15 protein-coding genes are annotated in these 17,217 nt (G+C 61.1%); 7 read left to right on the top strand and 8 right to left on the bottom strand.

What is annotated here, in order from left to right:
• Nucleotides 1-72: 72 nt before the first annotated feature.
• The 3 genes from Pan216_RS13625 to Pan216_RS13615 all read left to right on the top strand — a co-directional run bounded on the left by Pan216_RS13625 (nucleotide 73) and on the right by Pan216_RS13615 (nucleotide 807).
• Nucleotides 73-234 carry a YqaE/Pmp3 family membrane protein gene (locus Pan216_RS13625; RefSeq protein ID WP_145258516.1) on the top strand — a complete coding sequence of 54 codons (162 nt, stop codon included), beginning with the start codon at nucleotides 73-75 and terminating at the stop codon, nucleotides 232-234.
• 106 nt (nucleotides 235-340) lie between these two features.
• Nucleotides 341-511 (top strand): DUF1328 domain-containing protein, encoded by a 171-nt coding sequence (locus Pan216_RS13620; RefSeq protein WP_145258515.1) that lies wholly within the window; start codon nucleotides 341-343, stop codon nucleotides 509-511.
• Nucleotides 512-579: 68 nt separating this feature from the next.
• Complete coding sequence (locus Pan216_RS13615; protein ID WP_145258514.1) at nucleotides 580-807, top strand: hypothetical protein; 228 nt, start codon at nucleotides 580-582, stop codon at nucleotides 805-807.
• On the opposite strand, the gene Pan216_RS13610 is transcribed toward Pan216_RS13615, so the two are convergent.
• Together Pan216_RS13610 and Pan216_RS13605 are read right to left on the bottom strand one after the other, a co-directional pair.
• Nucleotides 799-2,115, bottom strand: a complete 1,317-nt coding sequence (locus Pan216_RS13610) for a DUF2254 domain-containing protein (RefSeq protein WP_145258513.1) — start codon at nucleotides 2,113-2,115, stop codon at nucleotides 799-801. The two genes, Pan216_RS13615 and Pan216_RS13610, sit on opposite strands and share 9 nt — an antisense overlap.
• Before the next feature lie 48 nt (nucleotides 2,116-2,163).
• A complete protein-coding gene (locus Pan216_RS13605) occupies nucleotides 2,164-3,108 on the bottom strand; it encodes a transglutaminase family protein (protein WP_145258512.1) in 945 nt (314 codons plus the stop codon).
• A 591-nt stretch (nucleotides 3,109-3,699) separates the two neighbouring features.
• Between Pan216_RS13605 and Pan216_RS13600 the strand changes: the two genes are divergently transcribed.
• Together Pan216_RS13600 and Pan216_RS13595 are read left to right on the top strand one after the other, a co-directional pair.
• On the top strand, nucleotides 3,700-4,536 hold the full coding sequence (locus tag Pan216_RS13600) for a hypothetical protein (RefSeq protein ID WP_145258511.1): 837 nt from the start codon (nucleotides 3,700-3,702) through the stop codon (nucleotides 4,534-4,536).
• 148 nt (nucleotides 4,537-4,684) lie between these two features.
• Complete coding sequence (locus tag Pan216_RS13595) at nucleotides 4,685-4,852, top strand: DUF1328 domain-containing protein (protein WP_145258510.1); 168 nt, start codon at nucleotides 4,685-4,687, stop codon at nucleotides 4,850-4,852.
• Nucleotides 4,853-4,960: 108 nt separating this feature from the next.
• Here the strand turns inward: Pan216_RS13595 and Pan216_RS13590 are convergent, their stop codons facing one another.
• Nucleotides 4,961-6,448: an alkaline phosphatase family protein gene (locus tag Pan216_RS13590; protein WP_145258509.1), complete on the bottom strand. Its 1,488-nt coding sequence runs from the start codon at nucleotides 6,446-6,448 to the stop codon at nucleotides 4,961-4,963.
• Between the two features lie 432 nt (nucleotides 6,449-6,880).
• Between Pan216_RS13590 and Pan216_RS13585 the strand changes: the two genes are divergently transcribed.
• The gene (locus tag Pan216_RS13585; RefSeq protein WP_145258508.1) at nucleotides 6,881-7,351 is read left to right on the top strand and encodes a PA2169 family four-helix-bundle protein; all 471 of its coding nucleotides are present in this window, start codon (nucleotides 6,881-6,883) and stop codon (nucleotides 7,349-7,351) included.
• Nucleotides 7,352-7,610: 259 nt separating this feature from the next.
• Here Pan216_RS13585 and Pan216_RS13580 read toward each other — a convergent pair whose 3' ends face one another.
• The 5 genes from Pan216_RS13580 to Pan216_RS13560 all read right to left on the bottom strand — a co-directional run bounded on the left by Pan216_RS13580 (nucleotide 7,611) and on the right by Pan216_RS13560 (nucleotide 16,172).
• On the bottom strand, nucleotides 7,611-10,583 hold the full coding sequence (locus Pan216_RS13580; RefSeq protein WP_145263953.1) for an exo-alpha-sialidase: 2,973 nt from the start codon (nucleotides 10,581-10,583) through the stop codon (nucleotides 7,611-7,613).
• Between the two features lie 129 nt (nucleotides 10,584-10,712).
• Nucleotides 10,713-12,170: a sulfatase gene (locus Pan216_RS13575; protein ID WP_145258507.1), complete on the bottom strand. Its 1,458-nt coding sequence runs from the start codon at nucleotides 12,168-12,170 to the stop codon at nucleotides 10,713-10,715.
• Nucleotides 12,167-13,642 (bottom strand): sulfatase, encoded by a 1,476-nt coding sequence (locus Pan216_RS13570; protein ID WP_145258506.1) that lies wholly within the window; start codon nucleotides 13,640-13,642, stop codon nucleotides 12,167-12,169. Before Pan216_RS13570 ends, Pan216_RS13575 begins: the two co-directional genes overlap by 4 nt.
• Nucleotides 13,639-15,258 carry a sodium:solute symporter family protein gene (locus tag Pan216_RS13565; protein WP_145258505.1) on the bottom strand — a complete coding sequence of 540 codons (1,620 nt, stop codon included), beginning with the start codon at nucleotides 15,256-15,258 and terminating at the stop codon, nucleotides 13,639-13,641. Before Pan216_RS13565 ends, Pan216_RS13570 begins: the two co-directional genes overlap by 4 nt.
• Nucleotides 15,255-16,172 carry a dihydrodipicolinate synthase family protein gene (locus Pan216_RS13560; protein ID WP_145258504.1) on the bottom strand — a complete coding sequence of 306 codons (918 nt, stop codon included), beginning with the start codon at nucleotides 16,170-16,172 and terminating at the stop codon, nucleotides 15,255-15,257. The genes Pan216_RS13565 and Pan216_RS13560 overlap by 4 nt, the downstream gene beginning before the upstream one ends.
• Nucleotides 16,173-16,520: 348 nt before the next feature.
• Between Pan216_RS13560 and Pan216_RS13555 the strand changes: the two genes are divergently transcribed.
• The gene (locus Pan216_RS13555) at nucleotides 16,521-17,207 is read left to right on the top strand and encodes a GntR family transcriptional regulator (RefSeq protein ID WP_145258503.1); all 687 of its coding nucleotides are present in this window, start codon (nucleotides 16,521-16,523) and stop codon (nucleotides 17,205-17,207) included.
• The last annotated feature ends 10 nt before the right edge of the window (nucleotides 17,208-17,217 follow it).

The following is a 17,217-nucleotide window of genomic DNA, read 5'->3' as shown; positions in this document are numbered from 1 at the left end:
TCTTTTGGCAAGCAATTTGCTCTTCATGATGATCGTCTTTAACACTCGAACGAACTACGAAAGGCAATCATCATGGCCGATGTACTTCGCATCCTGTTGTCGCTTATCATTCCTCCCGTGGGAGTCTTCTTCCAAGTCGGAATCGGGCTTCACTTTTGGCTCAACATCCTGTTGACGTTGTTGGGTTACTTTCCCGGGCTCATTCACGCCATCTACATCATCGTGACTCGCTAGAAGGCTGTCGAACGGATCGGGGCCTGCGATCCGGTCGTTCGGCCAGTTCGCATCCTTGACGACGAAGCTCTTTCGATGATGCGTTTCCGCTGAGGAGGTTTGTTCAATGTTACGTTGGGCAGTGCTATTTCTGATACTGGCGCTGATCGCCGCGGCTCTCGGCTTCGGTGGTGTCGCCGCGGTCTCTCAAGAGATCGCCTGGATCCTGTTCGTCGTCTTCATCGTTCTTTTCATCGTTTCGCTGGTGATGGGACGCCGAGGACGCGTCATACCCTAGCAGGCCGCTGATCGAAGCGGTCCAGGGGGGAGATGGAAACCAAACACACGGATAGGAGGATTCGAATCATGAGCGAGGAGACTTCATGGGGACCTTGCGTCTCCTGCAAGTGGTGGCAAGTGGAGCCCGACGCGTCCGTGGCGTATCAAACCGTCGGTCAGTGCATCGACGAGTCGCTACAACCGTATACGCTGAGGATCAGCGGCAATGGTGGTTGCAACAGGTACATCGAAGGGGAGCCGGCGCGGGCAGCGGGGGCGAGCGAGATGCCGCCGGTGGCCGAACCCTCACGCTGAGCCAGCATCACCGAAAAGTTTATCGAAGCGAGATTGGAGATCGTTGATGTCATTCTCATGACAGGTCTCCATCTTGCATCCGGCCAAGACCATCTCCGCCTGCTCTCGCAGGGCACTCCTCGATCGGTCGTCGAGATGTTCTCGATGGACTTGCCCCAGGGCCTCGATGAGCCTGATGCTGACCGCAATGTTGCCGCGGGCGTGCTGCCTGATCTGGTTGCATCCCGCCTCGATGATGCTTGGAAAATCGTTGGAGGGGATGGTGAGTCGGGGAGTCTTCTCGCCGTCGAGAAAGTGACGTGAGGGGAATCGGCGGCGAGCGAGTTGCTTGAGGGTGCTGCCCAACCAGTCGATGCAAACGATGGCGGTGAAAGGGTCATTGATCCCTGGGGAAAGGGCTCTCACCGCAACTTCGACGAGTTCGTCGATGGCGCATTCCATGTCTTGGTGAGGCGTTCGGCGCGTGCCGACGAGGACGCAACGATTGACAAACGCCGCGATGCCCTTGTCATCATCCTCCTCGATCCAGACATGCGCGAGGGTTTCATTCTCGGTGACGAAGGCACCAGGGCGAATGAGCACGTCGATGATGAGTTTCCGCTGGGTTGCCCGAGCGACCAGTTCTTCCGTCAGGATCGCTTGGACATAGCCAGCTTTGTCGGAAGTGACCTTGTGAGCATACTGCTCTCGCGGTAATTCGACGCTCGTCCCGGCACTCCCAGTCCCTTCCGGCGCCGCTTCGTCAGGAAAAAGCCGATCGATCGCATTCTCGAGATCACGCGTGACCGAGCGGATGACCGATGGAGCCTGAATACTGATCGCCAAATGGTGTGTGTGAATGATGAGCATGGCCAGGCAGACAATGACTAGGAGCAATGCCACCGCCAACGAGAGGGGACCGGTGAACACCTCGTCGTCAATCTCTCGAATGCTCAAGTGAACGAGGAGGCAATAGAGACTCGTGGCGGGAAAGATGCCGAGGGCAAACTGTGTTCGACGATCGGACATGAACGATCGAAGAAGTCGAGACCCGAACTGTGACGATGCAATGGAGAGGGTCGCGATCGTGATCGAAAAGACGATTCCCGCGACGGAGACCATCGCGGTCACCAGGGTCGCTAGACAAACTCTGACCGCCGCCGGGTCTTGAGGCAAGCGGCCAAGCATCCCGAACTGACTGCCACCCCAGTTCAACTCGATCGCCGGTAGAAGGATCCCGAGAAAGAGCGCGGTCAGGGACAGGACGCCGGGAACGAACCAGAGGCTCTCTTGAAGATCGCCCCACGCCTTCTCGATCCACTCGCGCATCGGAAACCTTCTCCTACTGTCCGTAGTCGTCCATCCGATGGTGAGGCATCACTTGGGCGAAACTTCCGCGGGCGGCGGCTCCACCGAAGCGTCGGCGGGCGTCACGTCGACCTCGATGCTGAGCGTCTGTGTTTGCGGTGGATTGATTTCACCCAAGATTGGTGGCGAGTCGCTGCTATCGCGGCCATGGGCGACGGCGACATACTTGTCGTCGGCGAGGACCCCATTGGTCGGATCAAATCCCGTCCATCCGATCTTCGGAAGAAAGACTTCCGCCCATGCATGGGTGGCTCCGGCCCCCACCGGCAACGTATCACCTTCTCCCACCAACATGTACCCCCACACGTAGCGAGCGGGAAGCCCGAAGGCCCGGGCCCAGGCGATGAAGAGCGAGGCGAAATCCTGGCAGACGCCCTGTTGTGTCTCGAACACGGTGGTGACGGGAGTCGTGGTATCGGTCACGCCAGGGGTGTACTCAAAGTTTCGAAAGATCTCCAGGTTCCAGTTGAAGAGCGTTTCGGTCACGTTGTAGTTGTTCTCGATCGCTCGCTGCTGGGCGTGGTCGATGATCTTTGTCCACGCGGATGAGGACCCGACTCCTGTCCCGAAATAGGGCTGTAGCACTTGGGATTCGATTTCGGTCCAAGTAACCGGGAAGCAGAGTGGGTGGTTCGGCGAGATGCGGCCGAAGGGATCGAGGATGTGCACCTCGATCCGAGACGTCGATTCGATCGTCAGGGTGGAGTGCTCCGTTTCGATGCTCAGGTCGAGGACGTAGTTGCCGAATGCATCGTCGAAAGGCTGCATCACTCCCTTGGGTTCGGTAGCGACGCAGAAGGACTCGACTCGCTGCCGTCGGTCGGTTCGAGGCATCAGGCGCAAGAGGTTACGGCTGTTGCTGACGGGGCCGCCATACGTGTAGGTTGTTCGGTGGCGACACCGGAGGTAGCGCGTCTCCGTGTTCGCGGGAGCCACCTGCAGCACATCCTTCATTCGGTTCTCCTCATCCCCAGCGGTCTTCGGTCGACGCTCCGGGAAGCTTCCAACTGATTCTACGTGACTCGGTCAGCCCCGCCTTCCGCTCACGGCAAGATCTTTCATTGTAGAGAAGGGGCCTGCAAGGAATGCCGTGAAGCATTTGTCAGGCCAAACGGCGTAGCTCTGCCGAGGAATCCTGTTTGCCGGTGAGAACTCTCGATCCGTGGATGCGGGCGTACGGGACGGCATGAGGGGCATGATTCCTTTTCGACCACTCTGTCGTCCGCTCAGCCAAATTCCGGAGTCCATCCCGTGCATCGAGACGGTGATTTACCGCGAAATCCTCGCGGTCTGGTGGTGCGTGGAATGACCTCACTCAGCGCCGCGCCAGGTCGGGAAACGGCTTGGCTACCCCTGAATCGCCGATCGTTCCCCTTCGATCGACGGGTCGACCGATCCGCGGCTGGCGGCGCCATGGCACACGCATTGCAACCGTCTCTTCCGTGGTCACGGAAATCGGGCCACGCGAAGTCACCCAAAGGAATACGGACGCCGTGGACACGGCCAATAGGTCGTTCGGCGATAGAACCGAGGAGAATCACCAAGATGTCACGCCTTCTGGGCTTTTTTGCTGTCCTTGGAATGCTAGCTCACTCCGCACCCGCCGCGGAAGCCGACAAGCCGCCGAAGAGCGCTCTTGTCGACTCCTCGGAGATTGTTGGAACGGAAGTGCATGACTTGGACCGAAAACCCATCGGCGAATTCGTTGAACTGGTCGCCTCCAAGGAGGGGAGAATCCTCTACGCCATCGTCGCCGATCATTTCGCGCTGACGTTGGCGACGGAGCTTCGGGCGATTCCCTATGAAGCGATGAGCATCACCATCTCCGAAGTCGATGGCCAACGTCAAGTCAACGCGACTGTCTCGGAGGCCGCCCTCAAGGCTCTTCGAAAGATGCCGCCCCTGCGGGATCGCGAGATGACGCAACTGGGCATCCATCACTGGCGCAAGCAAGTCGCTAGCCTCTTCAAGGTCGATCCGCCGCCGGAAACGTACACGCGTGCCGATCTCTTCCCAACCAACGAGATTGTCGCCGCGTCCGTTCATGACATGGCGGGCAAGGAACTCGGAGCCGTCGATTACCTCCTCGTTGATCAGCGAGGGGGAAGCCTGGGCTACGTGGTCGTTGACGATGTGATCTCGTTGGTCGACAGCAATCTAATTCCGGTTCCGTTCGACTGCGTCGCTTGCGATCGAACTGTTGACGGCTCCATCCAGTGCCGCATCGATCCGGTGGCGAGGCCGCTCCGCAAAGCCCCCACGATAGCGGCCGGTGATCACTCGCCGTTCGAAAAACCGGAGTTCGTCGAGAATGTCGAAGGCGCGTTCCACAAGCAGAAGAAGATCGTCGGACGGTCTACCGAATCGCTGAACGCACGGTAGTTCGGGCGGCGTCGACGGTCGGACCACGACGCTGGAAGGATGGCGCGGGCAGTACATCCCAAACCCAGGAGTTCGAGAATGCCGAGGGGCGTCCGTCGCGGTAGGCGATGACGCCTCAAGGCTCGACAGTGCCAAGGAGGAGTGAACCATGCTAGGCTGGTTTCTCACGATCACGTTGGTGACGGGAATGATTGGTTTCAGCGGAGCGGCGGGCAGTGCCGCGCTGTTCATCAAGATCGTCTTTCTGGGCTTCCTCGGCTGTCTCATGGTGACGACCGTGAACGGTGAGATGGGAGCGGATCAGCTTCACCTCTAGCAGCCCGTTGATCTATTCGCTGCCGGCTACGAACGGTCCTCACGCCCTTTTTCCGCATCCAGACAATCTCGACCTTGGCCGAGGTGCCTAGTCTTGACTTTGCCCCGCTTACCGCAAGTCCAGAGCGTCCATGCATAGGCGGGCGACATCGACGGAACGCGGGACACTCGGTACCTGAAGTTCCTCCGGTCCCCCGGCCACGATCAGTGGACTGACGGAGTCGCCGAGATGGAGAGACCCATGAGAGCCGCGTGAGTGCAAGCTTCCGCCACTGAAGCGAAACTCATGACCGGGCTTCGCCGTCACCCAAAGACTCCCCGACACTTCCGAGAAGGCACCCGCGATGCGTTGCAACGCGTTCGGATAGTCTCCGAAGTGGATCGCACGATCCGAAACGGTCGCGTCGATCGCGGCAAGATCACCTTCCAGTTCCCACCTGACACCATGGTCGTCGGCGATCGCGTCAGCCGAGTCGGCCGCCTTTCGAAGACTCATCTCTCCACGGTCCGCCGTCGACACTTGATACGTTGTCGGGCTCCCCGACGCGTGATCGAGCCTGCGAATGACTTGATCCACTCGTGGGTCGGACAGGAGTCGTTCGACGACCTGCCGAGTGGGGGGACCACCGCTACTTCGTTCGTAGAGTTGCATCGCCCGCAAGTTCGGACACGCGACGAGTTCGTCATCCTCGGTCCAGTAATCGCCACGTCTGCCGACCTTAAAACCGGTCAGTAGTTCGTGGACATCGATGCCTCGTTCGGAAGCATCCTCGACGAGTTCGCTTTGGGAATGATCGCCGGTCACGATCATCGTCGTCTCGGCGAGGAAGCGATCCAACCCGCCGGACGCGTCGATGACTTCGGCGAGGGAACGGTCGACCTTCTCCAGGGTCGCTAGCGCCTCCCGGGGGCCGTCGTCATGGCTGTCGAAGTCATTGTCCGGGAAGTAGGCGAGCGTAAAGGCCGGCAAGCCCCGCTCGACGAGATGGAGCAGGGCGTCGCGAGTTCGGCGGTCGTTGAACCCCATGCGTTCGAGGGGGCCTCCGTTGGAGGTGAGGTCGACTCCCTCGAACGACGAAACGAGGTCGCCAAGGTGCAAGACCCTGGGACCGCAAATCGTTCCTTCGAGGGAAACGCCAGGGATCAGCTTGATCGCCCAGGGCTCGTGAACGCGATGTGTCGTGTCCCCCCGAAACCACAAATAGTTCAAACTCGCGGCTTCAAACCCTTTGCGCTCGATGAGCTCAAACAAGGCGGGAACGTGAAGGCGTTCATAATTCAAGTCGACGAGGAACTCGTTGAGGAACGTATCAACGCCTTTTTGAAGGATCGTCCATTTGTCGTCTCCGAAGTAGGCGACATCCGAACGGGCGACGTCGATCCAGTGCATGCCCGCGACATGGTGGTCGGCGGGAAAACAGCCCGTCACCAGGGAAGCCGTCGCGGCTGGGGTGATGCTGGGAAACACCGCGATCGAGTCCCGAATCGCGCCGCGATCCGCGAGTGTCTTGAGCATCGGCAAACGCTCTTGCTCGAAGCCAATACGAGCGATGTCGCTCGCAAAAGCGTCGATCACGACGAGGATCACGTTCTTCATGAAGCGCACCTAGTTGAAATTCATGTCGCTGCGATCGCGGCGATGACTGGTTCTGACTCCGACGCCCGTGGCGGCGACACCGCTAGATTATAGATTCGCATTCCGCGCCGGACGAGACACGCCGCGCATCTGCCGCGACAAATCGACGCGACCGGACCTCGGGACGGCGCACCATCGGGACACGGGAGCGCGGGGCTGTCCTCTCAGCGCGCGACCTGGGGGATATTTGACCAGCGACCGGATGAGGAAGGATCGACGTCGGCGGTCAAGTCACGGCCGGACGAAGCGGTAGTTCTCTTGATTTTGCGGGCAAGGCTTCAAGATCACGCTCTTGGCGCTTCGACGGCATGGTTGTTGCGAGGATGGTGAGTGTCCTGCCGGTCGCGACGAGGTGACTGGCGATGCGTTCCGTAGCAATGAAGGAGAGAATTGATGAACGTGCAAACCAAGACCGACCTTCGTCCCGAAACGATCAGCAAGCTTCAAGATCTTGGCCGAATCAACCTCGATAGTTCCAAGGGGTTCGACGACGCCGCCGAGCACGTCAAGAACCCTCATTTGGCCGACCTCTTCCGCGAACTCGCTACCGAACGCCGTTCCCAGTTGAACGAACTCAACACGTTCATCGACGTGAACGGCGAGGATACCGTCGTTCAGGGTTCGTACGCCGCGAAATTCCACCGGATGTGGATGAAGTTCCGCGACAGCGTCTCCAGCGATAACGCGCACACCATCCTTTCGGAGGCCGAGTACGGTGAGGACCAAATCAAGGAGGCCTACGAAGACGCTCTCAAGGAGACGGCCGGCAGCCCGATGAACGACGTGCTGCAGAAACAGTACGCCCAAGTGAAATCGGCCCACGACCGAGTCCGCGACCTTCGCGACACCACCGCGTCGAAATGATTGACGCGTCGAGAGACGGCTCGGTTGTCGCCTTGAGGGGGCTCCGGGCTCTGGGTTCCGAGAGTATCTCGGGCAATGGGGGACACCGTTAGCAGTCCGTCGATCGAAGCGGGCCAAGGCGAGAACGAGCAATGTTGGCCAAGATCAAGGAGAACAAACGCAGGCGGGTCCGTAGATTCGCCAAGTTTTTTCGACGCCGAGATTGGCTGAAAGGGCCGTTCATAGCCGCCAGCGAATCAATCAACGGGCTGTTGGGGCATTAGCGGTCGTCTCCGTCCGGCTTCACGACGGCCAGATGCTCGGGATCGATCTCGACGTGCTTGATCTTCCGGCGCTTCCACGTGTAGGTGACGTGGACCTTGCCGTCGGCGGACTGAATGATCGCGGGATAGCTGAACTCGCCGCCACGCTCCTGCTCGAAGTCGCCGACGGTCTCCCAATTCATCCCATCGTGTGACTGAGCCAACCGCAAGCGGTCACGGCGGCCCCAGCCACTCTTGGGGCTGCCGATCGGGTTGTAAACCAGAAGGAAGCGACCATCGTCGAGCGTGACCGCGTCGATGCCCGAGTTCGGATTTGGCAACGACGTCGCCTCGAGCGGTGACCACGTCTTGCCTCCGTCCGACGAAAAGCTCGTCACGACGATTCCCTCCTTGGTTCGGCAAAGCGCTTGAAGCCGCCCATCCTTGTGGTGGATCAGAGTTGGTTGGATCGCGTTGTACTTGCTCGCATCGTTGATCGGACCGATCCGACTCCAGGGACCGCTCGGTTGCTGGTCGTCGAGTTCGATCGCCTCGAAGTGAACTCTCCAGCCGTCGTATTCCGTCGAAGATCCCGAGAGCAACGTCTTGCCGTCGGCGAGCAAGATCGGCTTACACCGAACAGGTCCATCAATGGATTCCGGAAGCCGTCGACGTTCGCCGAATGTTCGGCCACGATCATGACTGACCATCAACTCTCCCCACCACTTTCGTGGATCGGGGCCAACCTTGAAGAACAACAACGTCGCCGCGTCCCCCGGTGGCTGGTAAAGGACGGGATTCCAGCAGGGGTAACGAAGCGACGTGTGTTGGATGCCGTTGGCGACTTCCCGAGGGGAACTCCAACGCGCGCCGTCGTGGTAGCTCACCCAAATGCCGACATCCTTGGCTCCCTCCTTCTTGCCCCCGAACCACGATGCGATCAGTCCGCGACTCGAATCACAGATCGTCGATGCGTGACATTGTGGGAAGGGGGCCTTGTTGAAGATGAACTCTTCCTTGATGACGCCGGGGAAGAGGGGCGTGGCGGGAGTCGCCGGCTGACGTAGCGCGATCGCTTCCGGGGAGAACGTCTCACAGTCGTCGTGGGCGATGTGGTAGATTCGCCCATTCTCGCTGCCAACCAACAAGTCGGGACGTCCATCCTTGTCGAAGTCGCAGACGGCGGGACTGGAGGTGTGCCCGGCGACATTTCGTTTCGCGAGATTGCCAACCCGCTTGAGCACCGTCTTGCCGTCGCGCGACGCGACATTCCGGTACCAGGTCGCGTTCTGGGAATTGACCAAGATGTCGAGCCGGCCATCACGATCCCAATCGACCACCGCTAGTTTCACTCGTCCCGAGCGTCCGCAACGACCGGAGTTGAGCTGGAGCGGTTCGAAGTCCTCGTCGACGAAAACGCGCTTCGCCTCACCACCACGGGAGCGGAGTGTCAGGTAACCCTCCTGGTCGAGCATCACGAGATCCAAACTCTTATCGCCATCGAAATCGACCCCCAACGGGGTCGTTCGCCACTGGGTCAACGCTCCGCTCGAGGGCGACTGCCACCAGTACCAACGCGGTGGCATCTCCTCGCGCCCCGAGTCGAACGTCTCGTCGTTCAGCTTGCCGGCATCGTTTCGCAACAGTCCCAGCTTGGCCAGGATCGAGTTGTAGAGAATGTCGCCATCGCCGTCGCCATCCCAATCGGCCACCGACAGGGTCGTGTAGCCCCATTTCGCTTCGCACGGACCCTGAATCGAACCACTTGGGCCGGCCATGACGCGGAACGGCTCGCTTTCCCCACCTCCGTTGACGACGCGGAGCCTCTTCGGGGCGGCCCATCGGGGCAAGCCGTTCGCCGCGTCGCCTTTGTTCTCGAACAGCGCGATCGAGCCTGCCGTATTGCCGCAGAGGATGTCCTCGTCGCCATCGCCGTCCCAGTCGTATGCGAACGGAGTCGCCAGGGCGCCGAACTTGAGTGTATCGGCCTGTTGCTGGAAGTAGGCCGGGGACCGGAAGACCGGCAGCCGGTCGCGAAGTTTCCCCGTGTTCTCGATGAGGGCGACTCGGCCATCTTCGTCCCCGACGACGAGATCGAGGTCTCCGTCGCGATCCCAGTCGATTGCGGTCGGCGTGATCATCTGCAAGTGCATCACCAGCGGCTCACCTCGGTCGTTGTCGAGTCTCTCTCCCGCGGCGAACTCGGGCCGCTCGCGAGTGCCAATGTTCTGAAAGTACGTGAAACCGTCGAGAAACTCCCCGCAAAGCAAATCGAGATCACCATCCCCGTCGAAGTCGGCCATGTTGGGGCAGGGCCAACCGTAAACGTCGATGTCCCGGCCCGCGGCCGAAAGTCGGCGAGCCGTCTTCGCGTACCTCGGCTCGGCATCGCTCCCTTCGTTGGCGATCAGGTAGACGTAGCCATGCAGCGGACCGTTCTTCCAGCGCCCCTGGCGATCGTAGGCGTGGTCCCAACTGTAGTCGGACCAGTCACCGATCCCGACGATGATGTCGCGATCCCCGTCGCCATCGAAATCGACGTAGCGCCACATGTTGGCGCGGATGTTCCTTCCGGTGGGCGCGTGCGGATTGGACGGGGCGGCAATGCGCGTCGATTGGCCGAAGTCGAACGTCTTCGTCTTGGGGTCGCGACGGTATTCCTGGCCAGGTCGAAGAACGACCGGTTCTCCAGCGACCTCGCTCAAGAGCATGAAGTGGTGACCGGGTCCAAGCCGCACGCCGGGTTTGAAGACCGGCATCTTCTCTTTGGGATCCTGTGAGGGGTTCTCGAAATAGTAGGTCCCGTTGGAGGGCTTGTCGGGACAACTGACCAGGAGGTCGAGATCGCCATCGTCGTCATAGTCCATCGGCAGAGGGAAGGCCCACAAGCCAACGCCGAGGTCGACCACGAGGTCGGGATCGTTGTATTTCAGCGGTTGCAGCTTCCACGTCGCTTCCTCCCCCCGAGCCACGGTGACAGCAGTCAGCATGCCGGCGAAGACGCCCAAACAAATCAGACGTTGCGAGAGTCCTAGGAACATGTGTCACTTCCCTTTCATCATGCGAGGGATCGCTCTCCGAAGGAGAGCACAAGTAGACCGTCGAACGGTGCGATGTCGCTAAGGATTCGCGCCAGCCGGAAGGGCTCGGCGCGCGTTCATCGCGGTGAGCCGCTCCTCGAGTTCCGCGGCTAGCCGTTGCGTCACCTTGGGCAACTGGAGGCCAAGGTCATTCTGTTCGGAGGGATCGTCGACCAGATCGTAGAGTTCCACGCTCGAATCCTCGGCGAAGGCGATGACCTTGTAGCGTCCCCTCCTCAAGGCGGATTGAGGTCGTGTCTTGCTGACGCGAAAGTCATCCACGCCAATCGATTCGACCGCCTTGCCGTAACCCTTTTCCGGATGGTAGTAGGGGAAGTGCCAGAGCAAACTTCGCTCGGGGAGTTCCCCATCGCCCTGGAGTACGCGAAGGAGGCTCGTTCCATCGCTCTCGGTCGCTGTTGAACCGGCCGCCTCGAGAAAGGTGGGCGGCAGATCGTAGCCGATCACCGGAACGTCGGAAGTCGTGTCGGCGGGAACGTGGCCTGGCCAACGTGCAATGAACGGTACCCGGATGCCCCCCTCATACAGGTTCCACTTTGAACCCCGCAGCGGCCCGTTGGCGGTGTACTCGGGGTGTCCGCCGTTGTCGGACATGAAGACCACGAGCGTGTTCGACCTCTCGCCCGACTCGTCAATCGACTCGAGGATCTCGCCGACGTAGTGGTCGAGGGTCTCCACGAATGCCGCGTAGACAACGCGATTCGTGCGATGGCGGGCATCGCTTGGGATCTGCTCGTCATACTTTCGCAGAAGCCACCGGTAGCGCGTTTTCACCGGCGTATGGACGAAGAACATCGACGCGACGACGAAGTAGGGCTGTTGGTGACCCTGCCGGATGAAGTCGCGGACGCGCTCGACCATCGTGTCGTTGGAGAACTGGCCGGGAGAGTGGGGAGGCTGCGGGCGACTTCGTTTCCAACTGTAAGGATGAGAACCAAAGTCCTCGGAGCCCTCCTCGAATCCCTGAGCGAACGGTCCGTGTGTTGGGCTCCAACCCAGGTAGTGTTGGTGGTGCTGGCTGACGTGCCACTTGCCGAAAAAGGCCGTCCGGTAGCGAGCGGCTTTCAGTCGTTCGGCCATCGTGACCTCCCCCAAGGGAAGATTCAACGTCAGTGGCGGTGCTTGAAGAAGGGTCTTGGTGTCGACCTGCTGACGGCCCGGTTGGTTCTTCGTGACAAACTCGAAGCCGAGCCTGGCGACGGTTTTCCCCGTCAAGATGCTCGCGCGTGAAGCCGAACAGATCGGCGCCGGAGCGTAGGCGTTCGTGAATCGCATGCCCGATGCCGCCAGTGCGTCGATATTGGGCGTGTCGTGCCAAGCGTGCCCGTAGGTCCCGAGATCGGACCAGGCCAGGTCGTCGACCAAGATGAAGACGATGTTCGGTGGAGCGACGTCGGACGCCGAGGCTCCTCCGGCCAAGAGTAGGGCGACGGCCCACATCCATGACCGGAGATGACGAATAGGATGGAACCTCATCGGACCTCCCTGGAGAGTTGGCGGTCGAGCTGCTCGATCAAATCGCGGTACGAAGCGTGGCTCGCGAGATTGCGCGTCTCGTGCGGATCGCTATCGTGATCGTAGAGTTCCCTGGCGACGACCTCGCCGCCATCGAGGGCGGTCCAGCGGGTGTATCGCCAGCGGTCGGTTCTCAACGAACGTCCCATCGCCTTCCAGTTCGACCGCGGCCCGTAGTAGGGCTGAGGGTGTTGGGTAAAGGCGGCTCCCTTCACGACCGCCGCCGCGTTCTCCAGTACCGGCGCGAGACTCTCTCCCTCCAGGCGATCACTGAGGTCCTCCTCAATGTCGGCCAGGTGCGCGAGCGTCGGGTAGAGATCGATGAGTTCGCACAGCGAGTCGGTCGTCTTGCCACGCGTTGCCGCATGGCCGGGAGCGGCGATGATCAACGGGACGCGGGCATCGAGCTCAAAATTGGAGGTCTTCCCCCAAAGCCGGTGTTCGCCGATGTGAAAGCCGTGGTCGGACGTAAAGACGACGATCGTGTTGTCGGCGTGGGGGCTCTCGTCGAGGGCATGCAGAATTCGCCCGACCTGGGCGTCCAGGAAGCTGATCGAAGCGTAGTAGCCGTGACGGAAGCGGCGAATCTCCTCGGGGGTGAAGACGCGGTCCTTCGGTTTGGTTCCGTAATTGCGGATTTCTCGAGACGTGTGCAGCGCGATCTCCGGCACTTCGGTCGGGGCATCTGGCGGCTCGGGGGCGGGAATGAGGTTGGGATCGTAGAGATCCCAGTACCGCTTCGGGGCCACAAAGGGCAGGTGGGGACGCCAAAAGCCGACCGCGAGGAAGAAGGGACGATCGACCGGCTGATCCAGAATCACCGACGCCGCCAACCTGGCGATCTGGCCGTCTCGGTAGGCGGTGTCGGGAACGGCGTGCGCCTCGGTGACCGGAGACTTGTAGGGTGGCTTGCCTCCGCCCCGCGGTTCGTTGGCGAAGATGGTATCGGAAGCGTGCGTGCCCCGGTAGAGGACCTCGTCGATCGACCACGAGCGTCGGTCCTGGGTCTCTCCCATGTTGTGAAAGATCTTGCCGATGTTCTGCGTGAAATAGCCGTGATTCTTGAAATGCTCGGGTAACGTGACCAACTGGCGACCATCCTTGGCCGTCGCGCGGAAGTACTTCCTCAAGTCGTCAACGCCGACGGTATCCGGCCGCAGTCCGGTGAGGAAGGACGACCGCGACGGATTGCAGACCGCTTGCTGGCAGTAGGCCCGTTGAAAGACCAAACCTCTCGACGCCAGCCGATCGAGGTTGGGCGTCACCGCCACCGGATCACCGTATGCCCCCAGGCTGCAATTCAGATCGTCGGCGACGATGAAGATCACGTTGGGAGATGGATCGGGGCGATCCGCTTCCGCCGCCCGCGAGGTACCGGAGAGGCAAGTCGCCCAGACTATGGTGACGATGAGCGCGATTCTCGGTTTGATCATGAGCGTTCCCTTCGCGGTGACAGCAACCAGCCGAGAGCGAGCATGAGCGTGGGCCCGACGGCGACGACGAGCAACGGATGCATCGGGCTGGCGAACTGACTGAGTGATGTCGGCCAAACGTCACTGGTCGAGAAGGTCATCCAGACGATGACCGTCAGTACCACCGAGAGTACCAGAATCGCACGGCCGCCGCCGATCCTCGGAACCGTGATCCCGAGCAGGAAGAGCCCGATGGTCGCGGCTCCCAGTACACTCGAGAGAAGCCACCAGATGTCGAGAGCGTTCTCCGAAAGGTGGACCAGCACCAGCGCCATCGCCGTTCCCATCGCTCCCCATGCGATCGTTGCGGTACGCAGGATCGCGACCGAGATGAAGTCGGTGGCCTCTGGATTCCACAACCGCTTGTAGAAATCGCTCAACACCAGGGTCGCCGACGAGTTGAGCGAGGTCGAGACCGTGCTCATCGCCGCCGCGAAGACCGCCGCGATCAGGAGTCCACGCACTCCTTGCGGCAAATGCGAGGCGATGAAGTGGGGGAAGATGCGATCGGCGATGTCGCTCGTCGACAGCCCCCTGGCCACTTCGTCGAGTCGAACGCGATCATCGGATGAAGGATTTGACCAGTCTTTAGACGCACCGAGCGTCGCGCCGTCGCGAATCAGCCGTTGTTTGGCGACGACGAGTCGGACATCCTGAAGGTACTCGGGATGCCGATGATAATACGCCGCCAGCGACGTCCCGATGAAGAGGAATAGGGCACTCACGGGAACGTAGAGCAGGGCTCCGAACCAGACGCTCTTGGCCGCCTCGCGATCGGTTCGCGACGCGATGTAGCGCTGTACGTAGCTTTGGTCGACGCCGAAATTCCTCAAGTTGTCGAAGAAGCCGAAGGCGAGAACGACCCAGATCGTCGGCTGAGCGAGATCCGATAGTGACGCGCTCCCCAGGGAGAACTTTCCTTGTTGGACCGCTAGCTCGATTACTTCCCCCGGCCCTCCCGGCATGCCCATGAGCAGGATGCCCAACGCGAGCAGCGCCCCGGCCAAGAGAACGACCGCTTGGATCGCGTCGGCCCAGATGACCGCGGTGATGCCTCCCACGAAGGAGTAAAGGGTCACGATCACGCCCGTCACGAGGACGATCGCCCGAATGTCCCAACCGAAGAGCATCGCCATCGGCAGTGCCATGAGGTACATGACCACCCCGATGCGCGCGACCTGATAGAGAAGGTAGAAACTGCTCGTATAGACCCGAGCCCACAGTCCAAAACGCGCTTCGAAGTAGGAGTAGGCCGAGATGCTGCCTCGCTTCCGGTAGAGCGGGACAAAGTAGCGGACCGCGATCAGCGCGGCGACGGGAAGCGCCACCGAGAACATGAACGGGTTCCAGTTGTCGGCGAAAGCCTTTCCGGGAAGGGCGAGGTAGCTGATGCTGCTCAGGAATGTGGCGAAGATCGAAAGCCCACAGAGCCAACCGGAGAGCGAGCGGCCCGCCGCGGTGAATTCCTCCGGCGATCGATTTCGTCGCCAGAAGAAGAGCCCCAACGCCAGCATGCCGACGAAATAGCCGACCAGGACGATCCAATCAATGTTCGTGAAGGCGACCACCGTCGTCATCGTAGCCCGATCCTTTCCAGCACCTGCGCGACGCGCTGACGTTCTGGCTCGAAGAAACGATGAAAGGGATCGGCTGGCAGATCACTGCAGATACCGAGAAGGGAGAGGGCCGACTTGGTCGCCTTGATATGACGCGAGGCATACTTACCAATGGCGTAGATCTCCCCCAAGTGTCGGATCCGCTCGCGTGCCGACTCGGCGCCGTCGACGTCACCTTCCACGAGAGCGCGGTGGTAGTCGACGAAGAGTCGCGGCGCGACGTTGGCTCCGCCGTGGACGCCGCCATCTCCCCCGAGACAATGGGCCTCGCCCAGAAACTCCTCCGGGCCGATAAGGACCGTCCAGTCGGGGCGAAGCGACTTGAGCTCGCAAAGCCGACCGAAGTAGTCGAGGTCGCCACCGCTGTCCTTGATGCCGACGATTGAGGGGAGTTCGGTCAAGCGCCGGAGGGTCTCGATCGCGAACGACACCTTCGTCATGCCGGGCATGTTGTAGAGGAGAAGAGGCAACGGGATCAGCGGCGTGATGTTCTGAACGTATGCGAGCAGTTCGGTCTGCCCGACGGGGAAATAGTAGGGCGTCGTCAAGACGGCGGCGTCCGCGCCCGCCTCGGCGGCGAACTTGGCGAGTTCGACCGATTCCACGAAAGCCGTGTCGGTCACCCCGACCAAGACGGGGACTCGGCCACCGACGATCCGCAGCGTCTCGGCGATCATCTCGCGCCGAAGCCGGTAGCTGAGACTCGGGGCTTCGCCGGTCGTGCCGAGGATGAAGACTCCGGCGACGCCGCCGCGGATGACGTGTTCGAGGAGTCGGCCCAAGCCCTCGCCGTCAAGACGTTCCCGTTCGGCGAGGGGCGTGACCAGCGGCGGAACGATGCCGCGAAGCGTTGACTTGTCGTGCAACAGTGACATGGTGTCGATCTCGGTTGGTCGCGAAGCCAGGTGGTCGTTTCTCGCGGCGACGCCGTCCCCACGGGCGTCCCCCTGACCCACCATCGCAGCCTAGTCTATAGACTTTGGGGCCGCAAGGGAAATCGCGAAGCCTTCCCGACGGCGAGCCGTGGGGCCTGGCGCGAGTGGCCCCGCGACCGGGGAAGGGAGGGCCCTTCGGCGAACCTCGACTGGATCTGACGAGCAAAGTAACCTACGCTTCGAGTTGGGACTTCCCATGCCCGTCGCCGTCCCCGGACCACGCGCGGGTGGGAGGTGTGCGTTCACGTCGAGATGTCGAGACCTTCGGGCGGTATTGGGCACACAAGGATGGGAAGCGAAACGCACGCGAGCCGGGCCTACCGCCATCTGCGCGAGAAGCTGATTTCGGGTCGCTACGAGCCGGGGGAACGGTTGCTCTACGGACCGATCGGCAAGGAGATCGGGATCAGCGCCACCCCGGTCCGGGAGGCGGCGGGGCAACTGGCCAAGGAAGGGTTCCTCGAACTCATCCCTCAATTGGGAGCGGTCGTTCGCACGATCGACCGGGCCGAACTCGTCGAGCTCTACGAGGTCCGGCTCGCGATCGAGCCTTTCGCCGCACGACTGGCGGCCGAACGCGCCACCAAGCGACAGGTCGCGCGCATCGCCCGCGAACTCTCGAGAATGGAAGAACTCGCCCTACGGCAGAAGTCGTCAGCGAGCGAGTCGGCGGGCAAGAGACTCGAAGGGCAGTTCGACAAGGCCGACTACGGTTTTCACCTCGCGGTGATCGAATCGACCGGTAACCAAGCGATGGTCCGCACGGCCGGGCAATCGCATGTCTTGACGCGCGTCTTTGGAATTCGTCGTCATCGCTACACCGCGTCGTCAATGCTGACGACTTGCGAAGAGCACGTCGCGATCCTTCGGGCGATCGAAGCAGGGGATGGGGAAACCGCCGCCCAGGCCGCGTCGGCGCACATCAACCACGGCCTGGAACTCTCCTTGGCGGCAATGGAGGGAAGGGAAAGCTAGGACACTGGTC

It is taken from the genome of Kolteria novifilia (assembly GCA_007748055.1).
Lineage (GTDB): Bacteria > Planctomycetota > Planctomycetia > Kolteriales > Kolteriaceae > Kolteria > Kolteria novifilia.
This window is presented reverse-complemented; position numbering and strand designations above follow the sequence as displayed.